Source organism: Arthrobacter antibioticus, assembly GCF_030063205.1.
Classification (GTDB): domain Bacteria; phylum Actinomycetota; class Actinomycetes; order Actinomycetales; family Micrococcaceae; genus Specibacter.
In genome coordinates this window covers 189429-207659 of the sequence record NZ_JASISQ010000005.1, presented here as the reverse complement: position 1 = coordinate 207659, position 18231 = coordinate 189429, and the positions used below count along the sequence as shown (strand labels likewise).

15 protein-coding genes and 1 tRNA gene are annotated in these 18231 nt (G+C 58.1%); 8 read left to right on the top strand and 8 right to left on the bottom strand.

Translation table 11 applies throughout. The features are described 5' to 3' along the window. Positions 1-20: 20 nt before the first annotated feature. The 5 genes from QMG40_RS12530 to QMG40_RS12510 are packed head-to-tail and all read right to left on the bottom strand — an operon-like array spanning position 21 to position 4909. Positions 21-935, bottom strand: coding sequence for an amidohydrolase family protein (locus QMG40_RS12530; RefSeq protein ID WP_283531388.1), 915 nt, complete (start codon positions 933-935; stop codon positions 21-23). Next, positions 928-1896, bottom strand: coding sequence for an aldo/keto reductase (locus QMG40_RS12525; protein WP_283531387.1), 969 nt, complete (start codon positions 1894-1896; stop codon positions 928-930). The genes QMG40_RS12530 and QMG40_RS12525 overlap by 8 nt, the downstream gene beginning before the upstream one ends. Continuing rightward, positions 1893-2204: an L-rhamnose mutarotase gene (locus QMG40_RS12520; RefSeq protein ID WP_283531386.1), complete on the bottom strand. Its 312-nt coding sequence runs from the start codon at positions 2202-2204 to the stop codon at positions 1893-1895. Before QMG40_RS12520 ends, QMG40_RS12525 begins: the two co-directional genes overlap by 4 nt. Continuing rightward, a complete protein-coding gene (locus QMG40_RS12515; protein WP_283531385.1) occupies positions 2204-3550 on the bottom strand; it encodes an alpha-L-fucosidase in 1347 nt (448 codons plus the stop codon). Before QMG40_RS12515 ends, QMG40_RS12520 begins: the two co-directional genes overlap by 1 nt. Before the next feature lie 3 nt (positions 3551-3553). After that, complete coding sequence (locus QMG40_RS12510) at positions 3554-4909, bottom strand: L-fuconate dehydratase (RefSeq protein ID WP_283531384.1); 1356 nt, start codon at positions 4907-4909, stop codon at positions 3554-3556. Positions 4910-5114: 205 nt separating this feature from the next. On the opposite strand from QMG40_RS12510, the gene QMG40_RS12505 reads away from it, so the two are divergent. Together QMG40_RS12505 and QMG40_RS12500 are read left to right on the top strand one after the other, a co-directional pair. Continuing rightward, entirely contained in the window at positions 5115-5999 is an 885-nt protein-coding gene (locus QMG40_RS12505; protein ID WP_283531383.1) for a fumarylacetoacetate hydrolase family protein, read from the top strand. Next, positions 6000-6758, top strand: a complete 759-nt coding sequence (locus tag QMG40_RS12500; protein WP_283531382.1) for an SDR family NAD(P)-dependent oxidoreductase — start codon at positions 6000-6002, stop codon at positions 6756-6758. A 249-nt stretch (positions 6759-7007) separates the two neighbouring features. On the opposite strand, the gene QMG40_RS12495 is transcribed toward QMG40_RS12500, so the two are convergent. Beyond that, a complete protein-coding gene (locus QMG40_RS12495) occupies positions 7008-9200 on the bottom strand; it encodes a RecQ family ATP-dependent DNA helicase (protein ID WP_283531447.1) in 2193 nt (730 codons plus the stop codon). 114 nt (positions 9201-9314) lie between these two features. Here QMG40_RS12495 and QMG40_RS12490 point away from each other — a divergent pair, with 114 nt between their 5' ends. From QMG40_RS12490 to QMG40_RS12475, 4 genes are all read left to right on the top strand, one after another. Then, positions 9315-10745 carry a phosphomannomutase/phosphoglucomutase gene (locus tag QMG40_RS12490; RefSeq protein ID WP_283531381.1) on the top strand — a complete coding sequence of 477 codons (1431 nt, stop codon included), beginning with the start codon at positions 9315-9317 and terminating at the stop codon, positions 10743-10745. 46 nt (positions 10746-10791) lie between these two features. Further along, entirely contained in the window at positions 10792-11247 is a 456-nt protein-coding gene (locus QMG40_RS12485) for a hypothetical protein (RefSeq protein WP_283531380.1), read from the top strand. Positions 11248-11250: 3 nt separating this feature from the next. Further along, positions 11251-11700: an RrF2 family transcriptional regulator gene (locus QMG40_RS12480; RefSeq protein ID WP_283531379.1), complete on the top strand. Its 450-nt coding sequence runs from the start codon at positions 11251-11253 to the stop codon at positions 11698-11700. Between the two features lie 109 nt (positions 11701-11809). Beyond that, a complete protein-coding gene (locus QMG40_RS12475; protein WP_283531378.1) occupies positions 11810-12982 on the top strand; it encodes a globin domain-containing protein in 1173 nt (390 codons plus the stop codon). A 103-nt stretch (positions 12983-13085) separates the two neighbouring features. On the opposite strand, the gene QMG40_RS12470 is transcribed toward QMG40_RS12475, so the two are convergent. Then, entirely contained in the window at positions 13086-14915 is a 1830-nt protein-coding gene (locus QMG40_RS12470; protein WP_283531376.1) for a phosphoenolpyruvate carboxykinase (GTP), read from the bottom strand. Between the two features lie 270 nt (positions 14916-15185). Here QMG40_RS12470 and QMG40_RS12465 point away from each other — a divergent pair. Continuing rightward, positions 15186-15258: transfer RNA gene (locus tag QMG40_RS12465), tRNA-Arg, on the top strand. 236 nt (positions 15259-15494) lie between these two features. On the opposite strand, the gene QMG40_RS12460 is transcribed toward QMG40_RS12465, so the two are convergent. Further along, entirely contained in the window at positions 15495-16226 is a 732-nt protein-coding gene (locus QMG40_RS12460) for a FadR/GntR family transcriptional regulator (protein WP_283531375.1), read from the bottom strand. A 312-nt stretch (positions 16227-16538) separates the two neighbouring features. On the opposite strand from QMG40_RS12460, the gene QMG40_RS12455 reads away from it, so the two are divergent. Then, a complete protein-coding gene (locus tag QMG40_RS12455) occupies positions 16539-18161 on the top strand; it encodes an ABC transporter substrate-binding protein (RefSeq protein WP_283531374.1) in 1623 nt (540 codons plus the stop codon). Positions 18162-18231: the final 70 nt, after the last annotated feature.

Sequence of the window (18231 nt, the reverse complement as noted above, 5' to 3'; positions counted from 1 at the left end):
ATCGGATGTTTGCAAAACTGTTATCTCCGGTACGTACGCCGGGCCGTTCCTGCCCAGATTAACGCCGCTTCTTCTGCGCTAAGAGAATTGATTAGCGTTCCTGCAACGTTCACGTTGTGGTGATAGCTTCCACCTAGCAAGCTCACCGGCCAATCCCCGCCAAACATGAGTCGCTGCGGACCAAAGGAATCCAAAGCGATCTCCCAGATCTGCTGGAGTGCTTGTGCCGAATATTCTGTGCCTGCGGCTTGCAAACCTGAGAATTTAGCCACGGTGTTGGGCAGTGTCGCCACGGCCCTTAGCTGCTTTTCCCACTGCCTCATCTGCTCCCTGGTGCCAGCCCGCGGAGGCTTTCCGAGGTGATCAACAACAACGGTGAGCTCCGGCAGCGTGTGGGCCAAGTCCGCTACTTGGGATAGGTGCCGGGGGAAAGGATCCGGCACGTCGAAGGGAATTCCTGCCTGTGCCACCAGCGCAAGGGATGCCCGCACGGATTCCAGGACCAAAATATCAGCCCGTGGATTATCGTGAATCAAGGTGCGCACACCACAAAATGCGGGATTGCTCCCCCACTGCTCCAACATGGCCGCCGTTGCTGATGGATCTTCTAAGGGTAGCCAGCCAACCACACCAATAATCCAGTCATGTACCGCGGCAGCGGCTAGCATCGCCTCAGTATCCGCCGCGGTGTCATCGGCTTGTACAAGTATTGCCTGGCCGACCCCGGCTGAGACAAGTGCCTGCCCTGCCTGTTCTGGCGTAAAACTGTCATAAAGAACCCCATGGGCTGGTGTCAACCAAGAATACTTCCCGGGCGCTAGTTCCCACACGTGCAGGTGGGAGTCGATGCGGTCCGCAGGCCTCGCCAAACTCCCGCTTAGAGCAGCGTGCTGCGCTCCGGCGTCGGCCATGGAATCGGGTAGTGCCTCAGACATGAGCTAGGCGTTCATCTAATAGCCCTCGCTCAACAAGCGCACTCCACAACTCCACCGGAATCTTCGCGGCCATACGCTCGGCCGTCTGGGTGATCTGCTCCGCATTTGAGGCGCCAACAACCACCGTGCACACGGCTGGGTGAGCGCCGGCAAACTGCAGGGCAGCGGCAGGTAACTCCACACCGAATTCATCACAACAAGCAGCGAGCGCCTGGGCCCTGGCCAGTATTTCCGCCGGCGCTGGTTCATAGTTGTAGTGCGCGTTGGCCGGCACCACGGCTCGCGCCAACAACCCAGAGTTGTACACCCCGCAGTTGGCCACCTGAACCTCGCGCTCCAAACACAACGGCAGCAGCTGCGCAGCCGCTGGCTGCTCCAGCAACGAGTAGCGCCCAGCCAACATGATCACATCAATGTCAGCGTTCAGGACGCATTCACGCAACGCATCCGCGGAGTTTGAACCTACGCCAATGGCCTTGATCAACCCTTCGTCGCGGAGTTTCTGAAGGGCGGGCAAAGCTTGCCTAATCCCTGCGTCAAGGTCGTACACGTCAGGATCATGGAGGTACGCTATATCGATCCGATCGAGGCCTGTGCGTTGCAGGGAGTCCTCGATGCTGCCTCGGATGCCAGCTTCGGAAGGATCCCAGCGGCGAACGGAGTCAGCGCGGACATCGAACCCTTGCGTATCTTTGGCCCCGGAAAGGTTCACCGCAGGGTCAAGAATTCTGCCCACCTTCGTAGAAATGACAAATTCTGCACGGGGCTTGGTGATCAGGAATGCGCCCAACCGGCGCTCCGATAAGCCCAGCCCGTAGTGCGGTGCCGTGTCAAAGTACCTGATGCCAGCGTCCCAGCCAGCTGACATGGTGGCGGCAGCAACGTCGTCGGACATTGCTCGGTAAAGGTTACCGATGCCCGCGGCGCCGAAACCCAGCCGGCCAAGTTCCGGAAGGCTCATGGCAGTTCCCACACTTTCGCCAGTCCCAGATCGTCCCCGGAGTAGTCGTCTTCGACCTCCAGCAGTTCCGCCATGACGGCCTGCCACTGGATGTTCACTGGGTTGGTGGCCAGCTCCTTGCGCATCGCCTGATAATCGACAACTTCTACAACATGGAAAAGTTCGCGCCCACTGCGCCAGATATTCCACCCTGTGACACCGGCCGCACGCAGCGCCGAATCCAGCTCGTCACTGATGCGGGCATGAACAGTGTCATATTCAGACTCCTTGCCAGACTTAAGCCGGGTGTGGAGGGCTATCTTCTGCATCAGAGCTCTCTTTCATCAATATTCTCAGCGGTGAGATTCATATCGTTTAGATTCGCATCCTTGAGGAACAGCTCAATAACAGGGACGGTAACATTGGGTCGCTGCACGGGCAGTTTCAGCGTCAGGGTGCTGGCCGGTTGGCCACCTGGGCGGGTGTTAGAAGCAAGTTGTTCAGGATCAATTGTCTCCATCGTTATCTCAGACGCGTCATTGAGCAACTGGGCGTAGCTAACTTTTCCGGCCAGTCCCGGCAGGTGAACAGCTCCTAGCGGCCAGGCAAATAAGTGCAAGTACAGCCTGTTGCCGCGGCGGGTGTACCGGCAATCCGTTGGAGGCACAAAAGTGCTGCTCCGCGCGCCGCGAATGGAACGCTCATGCGTTCGCATCCACTCCCCAATGCCAGCCAGCGAGGCCGATCCGCGGGGATCGATCTCACCCCGTCCGGTGGGGCCCACGTTCAGCAGCAGATTCCCATCTTTTGAGACACCGTCAATGAGCATACGAACCAACATCTCAACGGATTTGTAGTCCATGTTGTCGCGGTCGTAACCCCAACTGCCGTTCAGGGTCTGGCACGCTTCCCAAGGCACATCCTTGCCGCCACTGTTCATAGTTCCCGTGGGTTGGTACTGCTCAGGAGTAACAAAGTCACCCGGTATATCCAGACGGTCATTGACAATTACCCCTGGCTGCAGCTCACGGATCATCCTTAGAAGTTTCGCTGAATCCCAATCGTCGCGACCCTTGCCCGGGTAGCGTTTGGCCAGGGGCCCCACAGGGTAGGAAAAATCAAAGAACAGGTAATCGATGGTGCCGTAGTTAGTCAGCAGTTCGCGTACTTGCCCGTGGAGATAGTCACGGTAAGTAGACATGTCACGGCTTGCGTTGAGTTCATCCACATTAGGGGCATCCCGCAATGGGTGAATGTCATCAATGGTGAAGTCCGGGTGGTGCCAGTCTATGAGGGAATGATAGAAGCCAACTTTGAGCCCGGCTTCTCGAAGTGCCTCCACATACGGCACAAGCAGGTCCCTACCCGCTGGTGTATTGGTCGCTTTATAGTCCGTCAGCGCCGAATCCCAAAGACAGAATCCTTCGTGGTGCTTTGTTGTCAGCACCACGTATTCCATCCCAGCAGCTTTGGCTTGCCGAGCCCATTCACGCGGATCGTAGAGGTCCGGATCAAAGCGCTCAAAATACTTTACATAGTCTGCCACGCTCGTCTGCTCGAAACTCATGACCCATTCGTGTCTAGCAGGCAGCGCATAGAGCCCCCAGTGCACGAACATTCCAAGCCGGGCCTCGGTAAACCATGGAGCATGGTCAATACGAACTTCGGCAGACATTCTCTAGACCATTTCCGTTGCGAGGCTCACACGGTTCTCTGAATGGCCGTTCGCCGCCGCATCAGCAGCCCAGAAGGCGCCGTCCGGAAAGCTGAACTCAGCAACCGAGGCGGCATGCATTTCACTGCCGCCACCGGGGGCCAGTGGCGGCCAGTAGCAACCATCATGGACATCAATTGGAGTCACAAAGTGCTCATGGAGGTGATCGACGAACTCGATCATCCTGTCCTCCTTCTTCGCAGAGACTGCCACAAAATCAAACATGGACAGGTGCTGAACGGCCTCGCACAAACCCACACCGCCAGCGTGCGGGCAGACCCTGACCCCGAATTTGGCGGCAAGGAGCAAAATGGCCACGTTTTCATTGACGCCAGCCACACGCGCGGCATCAATCTGCAGGACTTGGAGTGCGTTGGCTTGAAGCATTTGTTTGAAGACCACACGGTTTTGCACGTGCTCTCCGGTTGCTACGGGAATGGGTGCAACCGCTCGGGCAATGGCGGCATGGCCAAGAATGTCATCCGGACTGGTGGGCTCCTCGATCCAAGCGATGTCGAATGGTGCCAAGTGCTTCATCCACTCAATGGCCTCGGCCACGTCCCAGCGTTGGTTGGCATCAACAGCCACCAAAATATCAGGTCCGACGGCGGCACGTGCGGCGCGTAGTCGGCGCACGTCATCCTCGAGGTCGGCACCAACTTTGAGCTTAATCTGCTTGAATCCGGCGGCCACGGCTTCGTGTGCCAAGCGGGTCAGCTTCTCATCCGAGTAACCCAACCAGCCAGGAGTGGTGGTATATCCCGGGTAGCCCTCAGCCAGCAGCGTGGCGGTGCGCTCTTCCCTGCCAGGCTCAGCGGCCCGCAGTATCTCGAGTGCGTCCTCACGGGTCATAGCATCCGTGAGGTACCGAAAGTCGACCAGGTCAACTAGTTCTTCCGGGCTCATCTGCGCCAATAACTGCCACAAGGGCAAGCCAGCACGTTTTGATTTCAGGTCCCACAGCGCATTGATCACTGCACCGATCGCCATGTGCATAACACCCTTTTCCGGGCCCAACCAGCGCAACTGTGAATCATGGGTGAGCTCCTTCCAGGTGCCGCCCATGTCATTGAGAAGATCCTCAGTGTTGCGCCCCAAAAGATACGGGGTCAATGCCTTAATGGCCGCCGTTTCCACATCGTTGCCACGACCAATGGTGAAGACAAAGCCGTGCCCCTCATGTCCGTCGTCGCCGTCGGTGACAATCCGCAAGTAGGCAGCCGAATAATCCGGATCCGGGTTCATAGCATCCGAACCATCCAGATCGCGCGATGTTGGAAATCGAACGTCGCTGGTCTCCACGGCAATAATTGTGCTCACGGGCTGCTCCCTGCAGAAGAAGTAAAAGTGCGGAAAAGTTACACCAAGCTAAACATCCGATGTTTTACATGTCAATATGGTACTTAATGCTGAAATCCTCCTAAAGAGCGGGTAAAGTAGCCCCAAAGCTCAGATGTTAGGCTTCCGCAGGGGAGCGCCAACAACAGATGCCGCGTATTTTGCGGTAGTAGAGGACATAAATTTCATGAAGATTGCACGCCTTGGCGAGCAGGGGCGGGAAATTCCCGTTGTTATTGCTGCCGACTCCACCGGGACCGAGCAAAGCTACGATGCGCGCCCCGTGACTTCCACTATTAACGGCGCCTTTTTGGCAGGCGGAGGCATCGGCGCCTTGCGCGCAGCACTTGATAACGGCACACTGCCTGTGCTGGAAAACGCCGCCACACTCCGCGTCGGTTCTCCCATCTCACGCCCCAACAACGTCATCTGCATTGGCATGAACTACGCGGCCCACGCGGCTGAATCAGGTGCCCTGCCACCCACTATTCCTGTGGTATTTCTAAAGCCTAACAACACGATTGCGGGCCCCTTTGATCCTGCGCCTATGCCTCCACTGGCCACCAAATACGATTGGGAAGTAGAGCTGGCCGTGGTTATCGGTCGCGAAGTCAGCTACCTTTCCACCCCTGAAGAAGCCGCCCATGCCGTAGCTGGTTATGTCATTGCCAATGACCTTTCCGAACGTGACTACCAAATTCCCGGTGCCGCAGGCCAATGGACCAAGGGTAAGTCACTGCCAAAATCCACACCGCTTGGGCCATGGTTAGTTCCCGCTTCCGAGGTTGATGTGAACAACCTTCAGCTCAAAAGTTGGGTCAATGGCGAGCCGCGTCAAAACTCCAATACCGCTGATTTGATCTTTGACGTCCCCACGATCATCCACCACCTCAGTCAGTACATGGTGCTGGAGCCGGGGGATGTGGTGCTCACAGGAACCCCCGAAGGCGTCGGCCTTTCCGGTCGTTTCCCTTACATCCAAGACGGCGACGTTGTTGAAGTTGAAATTGACGGACTAGGTCGCCAACGCCAGGAATTCTTTCGCGCTGGCACCACCAACCAGGAGGCATAAATGAGCCAGGAACTTTCCACCCTCACAGCCGTAGTCACAGGCGGGGCATCGGGCATCGGCGCGGCAATCGCGGCCAAGTTGCAATCCATGGGCGCACACGTTGCCGTTCTTGATGTGAACCCCAACAACCTTCCGGAAGGCCAGCTGGGTTTTGCTTGCGATGTTTCCGATGACGCTTCCGTTGCTGCCGCGATCGATGGCACTGTTACAGCCTTCGGCGGTGTGGACATTGTCATCAACAACGCGGGCATCGGCGCCATAGGCTCCGTTGAAGACAACGACGACGCCGAATGGGCTCGCGTATGGAACATCAATGTGGTGGGCATGGTGCGTGTTTCCCGTGCTGCACTGCCCCACCTGCGCAAGTCATCCGCTGCCGCGATAGTCAACATCTCCTCCATTGCAGCCACCGCCGGCCTACCCCAGCGTGCGCTTTACTCCGCAACCAAAGGCGCGGTGCTCTCACTGACCCAGGCAATGGCGGCGGATCACTTGCGTGAAGGTATCCGTGTCAATGCCGTCAACCCCGGCACAGCCGACACCCCTTGGGTGGGTCGTCTCCTCTCTGCCGCGGATGACCCCGCCGCAGAACGGGCGGCGCTAAACTCACGCCAGCCTCACGGCCGTCTTGTTACAGCCGACGAGGTTGCAGGAGCCGTTGCTTACCTGGCCAGTCCACTCTCTGGTTCCACCACCGGAACTTCAATCGCTGTTGACGGCGGCATGCAAGCACTGCGTCTGCGCCCCGCGGGACAGTAGGCGCACGCCCACTTAACCGTTTCATTCGCATGCCCACCTAAAACACGACGCGGAGTGAGCGAGCGTCCAGAAAAACACGACGCGGAGTGCGCGAGCGTCCAGAAAAACACGACGCGGAGTGCGCGAGCGTCTCCGGGTGCCGACCGCGGGAGGCTACCTTTCCAGCAAAGGTGACCTCCCGCCGTCGTGCTTAATCTGCTGTTCTCCCGCGCCATACCTGCACCGCCAAAAACCAGCGCGGACTACCCGTTAGCCGGCCTGGGCCAACACCAGTGGCAGCACCTGATCCACTCCTGCTTGACGCAGCGCCCGTCCGGCAACCGTCAGGGACCAGCGGCTGTCCACCAAATCATCTAGCAACAGCACGGGTCCGTCCGGGTGGGCTGCGAGCGCCGCCTGAAGTTCGTCCCCCACGGCAAACCGTTCCCAAACACCTGCCAGACGGTACGCGCTATTTCCGCCACGCGCCCCTGTGGGCCCACCGAACTCCAATGACAATTCGCCTAAGTAAGGCAGTTTGCCTATCTCACAGATGGCTTGGGCAAAGGACTGCAACAGCTGGGGTTTGCTCCGCGAAGGCATTGACACCACGGCTACGGGACGTCCTGAACCCTCCCAACCTCCTTGGCCCCATTCCCGCAGTACCGCCACAACAGCGTTGGCGAGGGCCGGATCAAGGGGTGAATCGGGGGCTCCGGCGGCAAACATTGCCCGCAGGGCGTTGCCCCAGCCCAGATCCGTGAGCCGGGCAAGAATGCGTCCGCGACAGGACAATTCATCTGCTTTCAGCTTGCCCTTTACGGGCACGCCCAATTTGTCCATACCTGTGGGCCACATGGCACGGGGATCAAGCGGCAATCCGGCATGGCGCAGCGCATCACCTGCCGCCTCGGAGGCACTTGAAACGACTTCTGCACTAAACCATCGTCCTGCGCAGTTATCACAACGCCCGCACGGTGCTGCGGTTTCATCATCCAGTGCGGCTGCCAGGTACTCCATACGGCAGCCGGACATGCGCTCGTACTCGACCATGGACTCTTGCTCATCCACTCGGGCTTGGGCGATGCGTTGGTACCGCTGCTCGTCGTAGATCCACGGCTGCCCAGTGGACTCCCACCCCCCGGAAACGCGACGAACCGCACCATCCACTGCCAGTACCTTCAGTAAGAGTTCAAGCGGGGTGCGGCGCAGGTCCACCCGAGCCTCCAGCGCCGGAGTGGACAGGGGTTTGTGCGACTCTCCCAAAGCAGTCAGCACCGACATGGCCTTGTCCTGAGCGGGCATTGAGGCTGTGGCGAAGTAGCGCCAGATCTCCGCGTCTTCACTGCCCGGCAACAACAGGACGTCGGCGTTGGCGCTGCCACGCCCGGCACGGCCCACCTGTTGGTAGTACGCCACGGGGGATGATGGCGCACCCAAGTGCACAACAAAGCCCAGATCCGGTTTGTCGAATCCCATCCCCAAGGCGCTTGTGGCCACGAGCGCCTTCACCTGGTTGTTCTTAAGCGCTTCTTCAAGCGCTTCCCGTTCCATGGTGTCAGTGCGCCCGGTGTAGGCCTTGACCACATGCCCCGACTCCGCCAAGAGCCTGGCGGTGTCTTCGGCAGCGGATACAGTCAACGTGTAGATGATGCCGCTTCCGGGAAGCTCGGCCAAGTGGGTTAAAAGCCAGCCGAGTCTGTCGCGGGAGTCAGCCAAGCGGAGCACCCCTAGCCGCAGGGATTTGCGGGCCAACGGCCCACGAATGGTAAACACGCCCGTACCCAACTGCTCTTCAATATCCCCAACAACACGGGAGTTGGCAGTGGCCGTGGTGGCCAAGACTGGAACACTGGCAGGCAACTGCGCAATCAAGTCCGCTATGCGGCGGTAGTCGGGGCGGAAATCGTGCCCCCAGTCGGAGATGCAGTGCGCTTCATCGATCACCAGAAGCCCTGTCCGCTGGATCAAGGTGGGGAGCTGGTTCTCTCGGAACGAGGGGTTTGTCAGCCGCTCGGGCGAGACCAGCAGCACATCAACCTCGTCAGCCGCCAACGCGGCAGTGACCTCTCCCCAGTCCGTAGCATTGGCGGAGTTAATGGCCATGGCCCGCACCCCGGCACGCTCGGCAGCCGCCACCTGGTCTCGCATCAGCGCCAGTAAGGGGGAAACAATTAATGTGGGGCCAGCCCCACGTGCCCGCAACAACAATGAGGCAACAAAGTAAACGGCCGACTTCCCCCAACCCGTACGTTGGACCACCAAGGCCCTGCGGTTGGAGTCAACTAGCGCCTGAATCGCCTCAAACTGTCCGTCATGAAAAACCGCATCCGCCCGGCCCACAAGAGCACGCAGCACTTCAAGTGCCTGATCCCGTGTACTTAGGCTTGTTCCGGAGGATGAGGACGGGTCAGCAGAATAGTGTGCGTGAGCGGCTTCGGAGGTCTCGGGTGCTGGTTGCATACTCATCCTCCCAGTATTCCAGTGGGCACCGACAATCAGCCCACCCTCAGGGACAGGCCGGGGACAATCTGTGGATAACTCCTCCAGTTTGCCCTCCACCGTTAGGATGGAAGGGTGACTACTGAAGATAATCCGCTGGTTGACCTGTCCAGTTCGTTCAAGGCCTACGACGTTCGCGGCATTGTGGGCAAGACCATCACCGCCGCCTCGGTGCGGGCTGTGGGTGCTGCTTTTGTTGACGTGCTTGAGCTGGAGGGCCAAACAGTGCTGGTGGGCGGAGATATGCGCCCCTCCTCCCCCGAGCTCTCCCAGGCTTTTGCGCAGGGCGCCGCCGGGCGTGGCGCAAACGTGAAAATGCTGGGCCTGATCTCTACCGATGAGCTTTACTTTGCCTCCGGTGCGCTCAACGCTGCTGGTGTGGTTTTCACCGCCAGCCACAACCCTGCTGCGTACAACGGCATGAAGATGACCCGCGCCGGCGCTGTTCCGCTGTCTTCGGAGACCGGGTTGACGCAGATCCGTGACGTGGCGCAGTCCTACCTTTCCGACGGCATTCCCGCCGGCACTATCAGCTCCAATGGGCGCTGCGGAGAGATTGGTGAAACCGACGTTCTCAAGGACTACGCAATGTACTTGCGTAAGTTGGTTGACCTCTCCGGATCCCGGCCGCTGAAGATTGTTGTTGACGCCGGCAACGGCATGGCCGGCATGACAACTCCGGCAGTTCTTGGCGATGCACTGCTGCCGGGGTTGCCCTTTGAGATTGTGCCGCTTTATTTTGAACTTGACGGCACCTTCCCTAATCACCCGGCCAACCCGCTGGAGCCGGAAAACCTTGTGGACCTGCAGGCTGCCGTTGTAAAGCACCGGGCGGACATTGGTCTGGCGTTCGACGGCGATGCTGACCGTTGCTTTGTCATTGACGAACTCGGTCTGCCGCTTTCCCCTTCAGCGGTGACAGCGTTGGTGGCTCGCAGGGAGATCGCCCGTGCGCAAAGGGCAGGTGAGGAACACCCCACCGTGATCCACAACCTCATCACTTCCCGGGCCGTGCCTGAACTGATCAGCCGCGAGGGCGGCCGGGCGGTGCGTACCCGCGTGGGCCACTCCTTCATCAAGGCCACCATGGCAGCCGAAGGCGCCGTTTTCGGTGGGGAGCACTCCGCCCACTACTACTTCCGCGACTTCTTCAACGCTGACACCGGCATGCTGGCAGCCATGCACGTGTTGGCTGCTCTTGGCGAGGCCACCGTTGCGCTTTCTGAGCTGGGCCGCGAATACGAACCCTATGTCTCCAGCGGTGAAATCAACTCCCAGCTCGCAGATGTCCCGGCAGCCGTGGCCAGAGTGCGGGCAACATACACCACCGATGACGTCATTGTGGATGAACTAGATGGCGTGACGTTTACAGCTAAGGATGGCGCTTGGTGGTTCAACCTGCGCGCCTCCAACACCGAGCCTTTCCTGCGTCTGAATGCCGAAGCCGTAGACGCAGTCACCATGGCCGACATCCGCGACGCAGTCCTTACCCTTGTGCGCCAGTAATACCGGCACAGGCCCAGCTAACCCAGAATATTTATGAGGAGCACCCATGGAAGAGAACACAGCTGAACAAACAGCAGCCGATGCACTGGTTCAAGATGACCTGAATAAGCTGATCGGCACCGCTTTAGGCGTGGCCGGGGACCAGCTTGAGGCCGACGGCGCGTTCCTGCCTGTAGGACTTGTCCTCACGCACGACGGCGAGCTCAGCTTGGTCGCTGTGGCACCTAACACTGTGGAAGGGGATGAGGAATCAGAGCTCGACGCAGACCAAATGATTGCAGATCTCTTCGAGGCTCTGGCGCAACAGCGCGATCAAAACCGGGCCGCCGCAGTGGTCTGTGACATTCATATGCCTGACGACGTCACCGATGCCATCCACGTCATGGCAGAGCACAGCACGGGCGTGTGCGTTTCAGCCGTGCGCCCCTACCGGCAGGAACCCACCGGATGGGCATTCGGCAACCCTTTCCTGGAAGCCGGCGAGATGGCGATTTGGGTATGACCCATGCGCATTAACGCCTTTTCGGACGTTAGCCTGCGACTCTTGATGGTGCTTAGCGCCATGCCCGATGATGAACTTTCCACCACCCGCGAGCTCGCAGACTCGGTGGGCACGCCCTACAACCATGTCAGCAAAGCTGTGCTCAAATTACGTCAGATGGGGCTCGTGGAGGCGATTCGTGGCCGCAGCGGGGGCGTGCGGATCTCCCCCGCTGGCAAAGTTGCCACGGTGGGCAAGGTCCTCCGCGTTCTTGATGACCACATCGACGTCGCTGAATGCCAAACCGATATGGGTGACTGCCCCTTGGTGCATAACTGTGGGTTGCGGGGTGCGTTAAACCATGCACGCGAGGCATTCTACGTCTCGCTGGACAATGTTGCGATTTACGCCCTAGCCAGAAAGACAGTCGGCGGACCCATCCCTGTGACGTTAAGCACAGCCCGTCCGGGCTAATCCCCGGCAACTCGGACATTTTCTACATTACGTAGAAATCATTGATTTAAACACGCATTTCAAATGCTACTTTGGGACTGTCACTATGACTTATACCCAAGGAGTAAAGATGCTTTCGGAAAAATCGCTGCCACTGATCATTGCCACCCTGCCTTTGGTTGGCTCCCGTCTGGGCGCCATCACACCGAACTTCTACAGCCGCATGTTTGCCGCACACCCCGAACTCCTGGATGGCTTATTTAGCCGCGCAAATCAAAACAACGGCGAACAGCAGAAGGCCCTCGCCGCTTCAATTGCCGGCTTTGCCACGGCCCTGGTGGCCAACCCAAATCTGATCCCCGAACAGCTACTCACTCGCATCGCGCACAAGCACACGGCCCTGGGCATCACCGAAGACCAGTATCAGATCGTGTACAAGTACCTCTTTGAGGCCATTGCCGAGGAGCTTGCCGATGTCATCACAGCAGAGATCGCTGATGCTTGGACGGAGGTTTATTGGCTGATGGCCAATGCGCTGGTCAAGATTGAAAAGGGTCTCTACGCTCAGCAGGCAAATGAGAAGATGTGGATGCCCTGGACAGTTGTTGAAAAGAACCCGGCGGGTTCTGATTCCATGACGTTCGTACTGGAACCAGCCGATGACACGGCCGTTACGGTAGCCCGCCCCGGACAGTTTGTCACCGTCAAAGTGCCCCTTCTGGACGGGCTTCTCCAGTGCCGGCAGTATTCACTCTCGGCAGATGTTGAGTCCACCACCCGCCGTGTGTTCACCACCAAGCGGGACGACGGCGGAGATGTCTCACCAGTGCTGCATAACAATGTGCAGGTAGGGGACGTTGTTGAACTCTCCAACCCGTATGGCGATTTGACGCTCGACGGCGAAGGTCCCATCGTGCTTGCTACGGCAGGGATCGGCTGTACCCCCTCAGCGTCGGCATTGCGCTTGCTTGCCACGTCCGGGGCAGATCGGGAGATTCTGGTGCTGCACGCCGAGAAAAGTCTGCAGACGTGGGCCCTGCGCGAGCAAATGACAACAGACGTTGCAGCCATTGACAGCGCCAACATGCAACTGTGGCTAGAAGAGCCCACTGATGGTTTCCATAAAGGCTTCATGTCCCTGGATGGTTTGGAGCTTCCAGCTGACGCGTCAATGTATGTGTGCGGGCCACTGCCGTTTATGAAGGCCATCCGCAGTCAGGCGATAGAGGCTGGCATTCCGTCCACCAAAATCCACTACGAGGTCTTCGGCCCCGACGTGTGGCTTGCCGGGACCGCCGCATAAACTTTGACCCCTGCGCACGGTTAATACAACGTGGTGCCGCCACTGCAATGCTGGCGGCACTACCGCAGACCATGGTGCGCAGGGGTCAAAGTGGTCCCTACACTTAAGCGCCGAAACGTTCTTTCAGACCAGTAAGTTCCGCTGACAGCTCCGGTGGCAGGGAGTCGCCAAAGCGGGCGTACCACTGGTCAATTCCGGCAAGTTCGGCCTCCCACTCTTCCGGGAGAACTTTCACGGCTTCCGCCACGTCCGCAGCAGATACATCCAAACCATTCAGATCCAGTGAACCAGGTGCCGGGACAAACCCGATGGGTGTCTCCAGCGCATCGGCGGTGCCTTCAATGCGCTCAATAACCCACTTGAGCACGCGGCTATTTTCGCTAAAGCCGGGCCATGCGAAGCCACCGTTAGCCGTGCGACGGAACCAGTTCACCAAAAAGATTTTCGGCAATCGTTGCGGATTCGCTTTGGCAGAAACCTCGATCCAGTGCTTGAGGTAATCGCCGGCATCGTAGCCTATGAAGGGCAGCATCGCCATGGGATCACGGCGGACAACACCAACAGCGCCGGTTGCCGCTGCAGTTGTTTCCGAGGAGAGCGTTGAGCCCATGAAAACACCGTGAGTCCAGTCCCGGGACTGAGTAACCAGCGGGATTGTGGTCTTACGCCGGCCACCAAACAAAATTGCGTTGATTTCTACTCCCTCTGGAGAGTAGTAGTCCTTGGACAACATGTCCACCTGGTCAATCGGCGTGGCAAAACGCGAGTTTGGGTGGGCGGCCGGGCGCCCGGATTCAGGACTCCAATCCCGGCCCTGCCAGTCAATGAGGTGAGCGGGCGCTTCGGTGGTCATGCCCTCCCACCAAACACCGCCGTCGTCCGTCAAAGCAACGTTGGTGAAGATCGAGTTACCCTTCACAATCGCAGCCATGGCGTTCGGGTTGGTTGACCAGCCCGTGCCAGGCGCGACACCGAAAAGGCCCGCCTCGGGATTAACAGCCCGGAGTTCGCCTTCCTTACCGAAACGCATCCAGTTGATGTCATCGCCCAAGGTCTCGGCCTTCCACCCCGGGATCGTGGGCTGAAGCAGCGCCAAGTTGGTTTTACCGCAGGCCGAGGGGAAGGCGGCGGCCACATGGTAGGACTTTTGTTCCGGGCTGGTCAGCTTCAGGATGAGCATGTGCTCAGCCAGCCAGCCTTCATCGCGCGCCATGACGGAGGCGATGCGCAGGGCAAAGCACTTCTTGCCCAGCAGGGCGTTGCCGCCGTAGCCGGAACCAAAGGAAAAGATGGACCGCTCCTCGGGGAAGTGCACAATCCACTTCTCTTCATTGCAGGGCCAAGCCACATCTTTTTCACCCGGGGCCAGCGGTGCTCCTACGGAGTGCAGTGCGGGAACAAAAAATGCGGCAGTCTCCTCGATCTTGCGCAGAACTTCAGCGCCTATCGTTGCCATAATGCGCATTGAGGCTACAACGTAAGCAGAATCGGTAATCTCAACACCGAACTTGGGTTCTTCTGCATCGAGCGGGCCCATCACAAACGGAATGACGTACATGGTGCGGCCACGCATGCTGCCAGCGAACTTATCGTTCAGGATCTCCTTCATTGCCGTAGGATCCATCCAATTGTTGGTGAATCCGGCGTCGCTTTCCTTTTCCGAGCAAATAAACGTTCGGCCTTCGACCCGGGCCACGTCCTTGGGGTCCGAGAAGGCTGCGAACGAATTCGGGAACAGTTCAGGGTTCAAGCGGGTGAGGGTTCCTTCGCTCACCAACTCATCCGTCAGCAGCGCATACTCCTGTGCAGACCCGTCTACCCAGCGGATGTCCTCCGGCAAGGTTAAAGCGGCTACCTCAGACACCCAGGCAGCCAAGGCCTCATGGGTTGTCATTGCCTGCTCAACGGATTCCTGCACTGGCGCGTGGGCCATTGTGTTTCCCTTCATTGGGGTAGGTGATGTCTAAATGCTATGGCCGGAGTTTGAAAGTTTGCTGGCATAGGATGTGGGACCTACGTCAGCTCCACACCGCAGTATCCGCGTATTCTCGGTCTTTTTGCCATCCAAAAGAGCCCAAGTTTGTGATCCGGATCACGTAGACCGGTCTAGTGCTGGAGGACACCGCCCTTCCGATTTGTATACGGAGGCCAAGACAGGTTAGAGTTATTCACGGCCCAAGGGTCAAGAAAAGAAACAGAATATGCGTGCGTAGCTCAATGGATAGAGCACCTGACTACGGATCAGGAGGTTGGGGGTTCGAGTCCCTTCGCGCGCACTTTGTGAGAAAATATAGAAAAAAAGTCCCAAACTTTTAGTTTGGGACTTTTTTGTTGTCCAAATACATCCTGGCCGCTAACCCGCTAACGCCAAAGTCCCGCGCACGGCAACCCTGGGCTGGGAGCCCCTCTTACAGCTTCGCACCTAAAAGTCGCACCTAAAAACTGCACCTAAGCGGTAAAAGGCCAGCCTTAAAGCGGCCCACAGCAACTGCACGGCGGGCACCTTGGTCTCTTACTCGGTTTCGACGAAGAGTCTGATCTTGGCGCGGATGCCATCAAAATGGCAGCTTAGGAGCCGGGAGGCGGTCGCCGCATCCCCGGTAGCAACCGCATTGTAGATGGAGCGGTGCGCAGCGGCGGTGTCAATTAAGTCAGCGCCGCCGGTGCCAATCTCTACGTGAATCTTGCGATAAACCTTCCAAAATACACTCATGAGGTTCATGAGAAGATCATTGCCCAGCGGCTCAAACAGCAGACGGTGAAATTCAGCGTCACTTTCGGCAAACTGCTCGCCACGCTTTGCCAAGTCCTCAATCTTCACCACTTCAGCCTCAATACTGACAAGCTGCTCAGCCGTGACAACGGCGATGCTGGCGCCAATGAGACCCGACTCCAAAGCTTGACGGATGTCCACAAGCTGCAGTGCCTCAAGGCCTTCGTGGCGCAGCGAAAGGCGGCCGCGAAAGGTCAACCCGTCAGCCAACGCATCAAAGTTGCTAGGAGCAACGAACATGCCAAATCCATGACGGATTTCAATAACGCCAAGTGCCTGGAGTACCTTCAATGACTCGCGGAGGGTGTTGCGGCCAACGCCAAGCACCTCACACAATTCACTCTCGGTGGGCATCGCATCACCGGAGTCCAGATCCCGGTCAAGAATGAGCTCCATGATGTCTGCCTGCAATGCGCGAAGCCGCACCTGGGCGCTAAAGCGAGCCCTGGGTACTACCGTCGAAAGGGACAACGAAACTCCTCAGAAAATGTATCTAGCATAAATCGCACATTTGGCACTTCAATGGTGATACTAGGTCAATTCTCGCATTGTGAAAAACCAGCAAAGGGTGGCCCTACCTTTGACCTACTAGCCGTACCATGAAAATCGGTACCGCGTTAACTAAGACATAGAATATCGGATGTCCGACCACTTGCCCACCCCTGGCCAAAATGAGACTCACCTTTTACTTGACCAAACACTGTGATGGCCATTACTGTTTTGCATAACAGCATCGGACGTCCTACATCCGATAACTAATAAATGAAATGGTGAGTCAACAGAATGAGCAATACTCTTCAGCACCTGCCTGCTAGCCCCGCATCGCGGCGTACCTTCCTCAAGGCCGCTGGCGTCCTTGGGGCAGCAACCGCCTTCACCGCCACCCTTGCAGCCTGCGGATCCTCCGCCGAGACCAGCAAAGACGCCGCCAACACCGGCACAGTGAACAAAGACCTCAGCATTGAAGCTGGCATCTCCTACTCGCTGTCCACCGGCTTCGATCCGATGAGTTCATCAGGTGCCACGCCGCTGGCCGCCAACCTGCACATCTTCGAAGGCCTGGTTGAACTCCACCCCGCAACACGTGAACCGTATAACGCACTTGCCGCCGAAGACCCCAAAAAGGTTGACGACTTGACCTACCAGGTCACCATCCGCGATGGCGCCAAGTTCCATGACGGCTCCCCCGTTACCACCGAGGACGTTGCGTACTCCTTCGAGCGAGTGCTGGATCCGGCAAACAAGGCACTGTTCGCACAGTTCATTTTCTTCATTGACTCGGTCAAGGCCCTGGATGAGAAGACCGTTGAGTTCAAGCTGAACACCGCGTTCAACGGCTTTGGCCCACGCATCTCAGTGGTGAAGGTAGTACCCAAGGCACTGGCCTCGGCAGACCAGAAGGCTTTCGACGCCAAGCCTGTCGGCACCGGTCCCTATAAGTTCGTCTCTGCCGCCAAGGACGACAAGATTGTCTTCGCCCGCAACGATGACTACAACGGCACCATGCCTGCTCTGGCTAAGGACATGACCTGGTTCCTTTTGGCAGATGCTTCCGCCCGCGTGACGGCCATGCAGTCCGGCCGCGTTCAGGCCATAGAAGATGTTCCTTACTTGGATGTTGATGCACTCAAGGCCAAGGTCGATGTGGAGTCCGTTCAGTCCTTCGGTTTGATGTTCCTCATGTTCAACCTGACCAAGGCTCCCTTTGATAAGAAGGAAGTCCGCCAGGCTCTGCACTACGCCCTGGATAAAGAAGCAATTATCAAGACCGCCCTGCTGGGTAACGCCTCCACTGCAACGTCCTTCTTCCAGGAAGGCCACCCCGATTACCAGAAGGCTTCCACCGTTTACGGTTACGACGCCGAGAAGGCCAAGTCGCTGCTCTCCGCCGCCGGTGTCAGTGATTTGAAGCTGACACTGACAAGCACGGACACCGCCTGGGTCAAGGATGTTATTCCGCTCATCAAGAAGAACTGGGATGCCGTAGGCGTTGAAACCACGCTGGAGCCTTTGGCTTCTGCCGCCGTTTACGCACCGGATAAGGTTGGCGGCTTGAAGTACGACGTCGTTGCCGCCCCCGGCGATCCCTCCGTGTTCGGCAACGACGCTGACATCTTGCTCAGCTGGTGGTTCCGTGGCGACACGTGGGCCAAGAACCGTTTCGCATGGAACGACTCAGCCGCCTACAAGGAAGTCCAGACCAAACTGGCTTCAGCACTTGCTGCTTCCGAGGCAGACGCCAAGGCCTTGTACGCGGAAATTGTTGACATCATTGCCGAAGAAGCTCCGTTGTACCCGATCTTCCACCGCAAGCTGCCCACAGCTTGGGATGCCAAGAAGCTCAGCGACTTCAAGCCGCTGCCCACCACCGGTATCTCCTTCGTTGGAGTAGGCCGCACCTCATAGCTTCACAGTTTTAGCACAGACCGGAGGGGCTGTGGCCTCTCTTAGGCCACGGCCCCTCCGGTTTGAACCC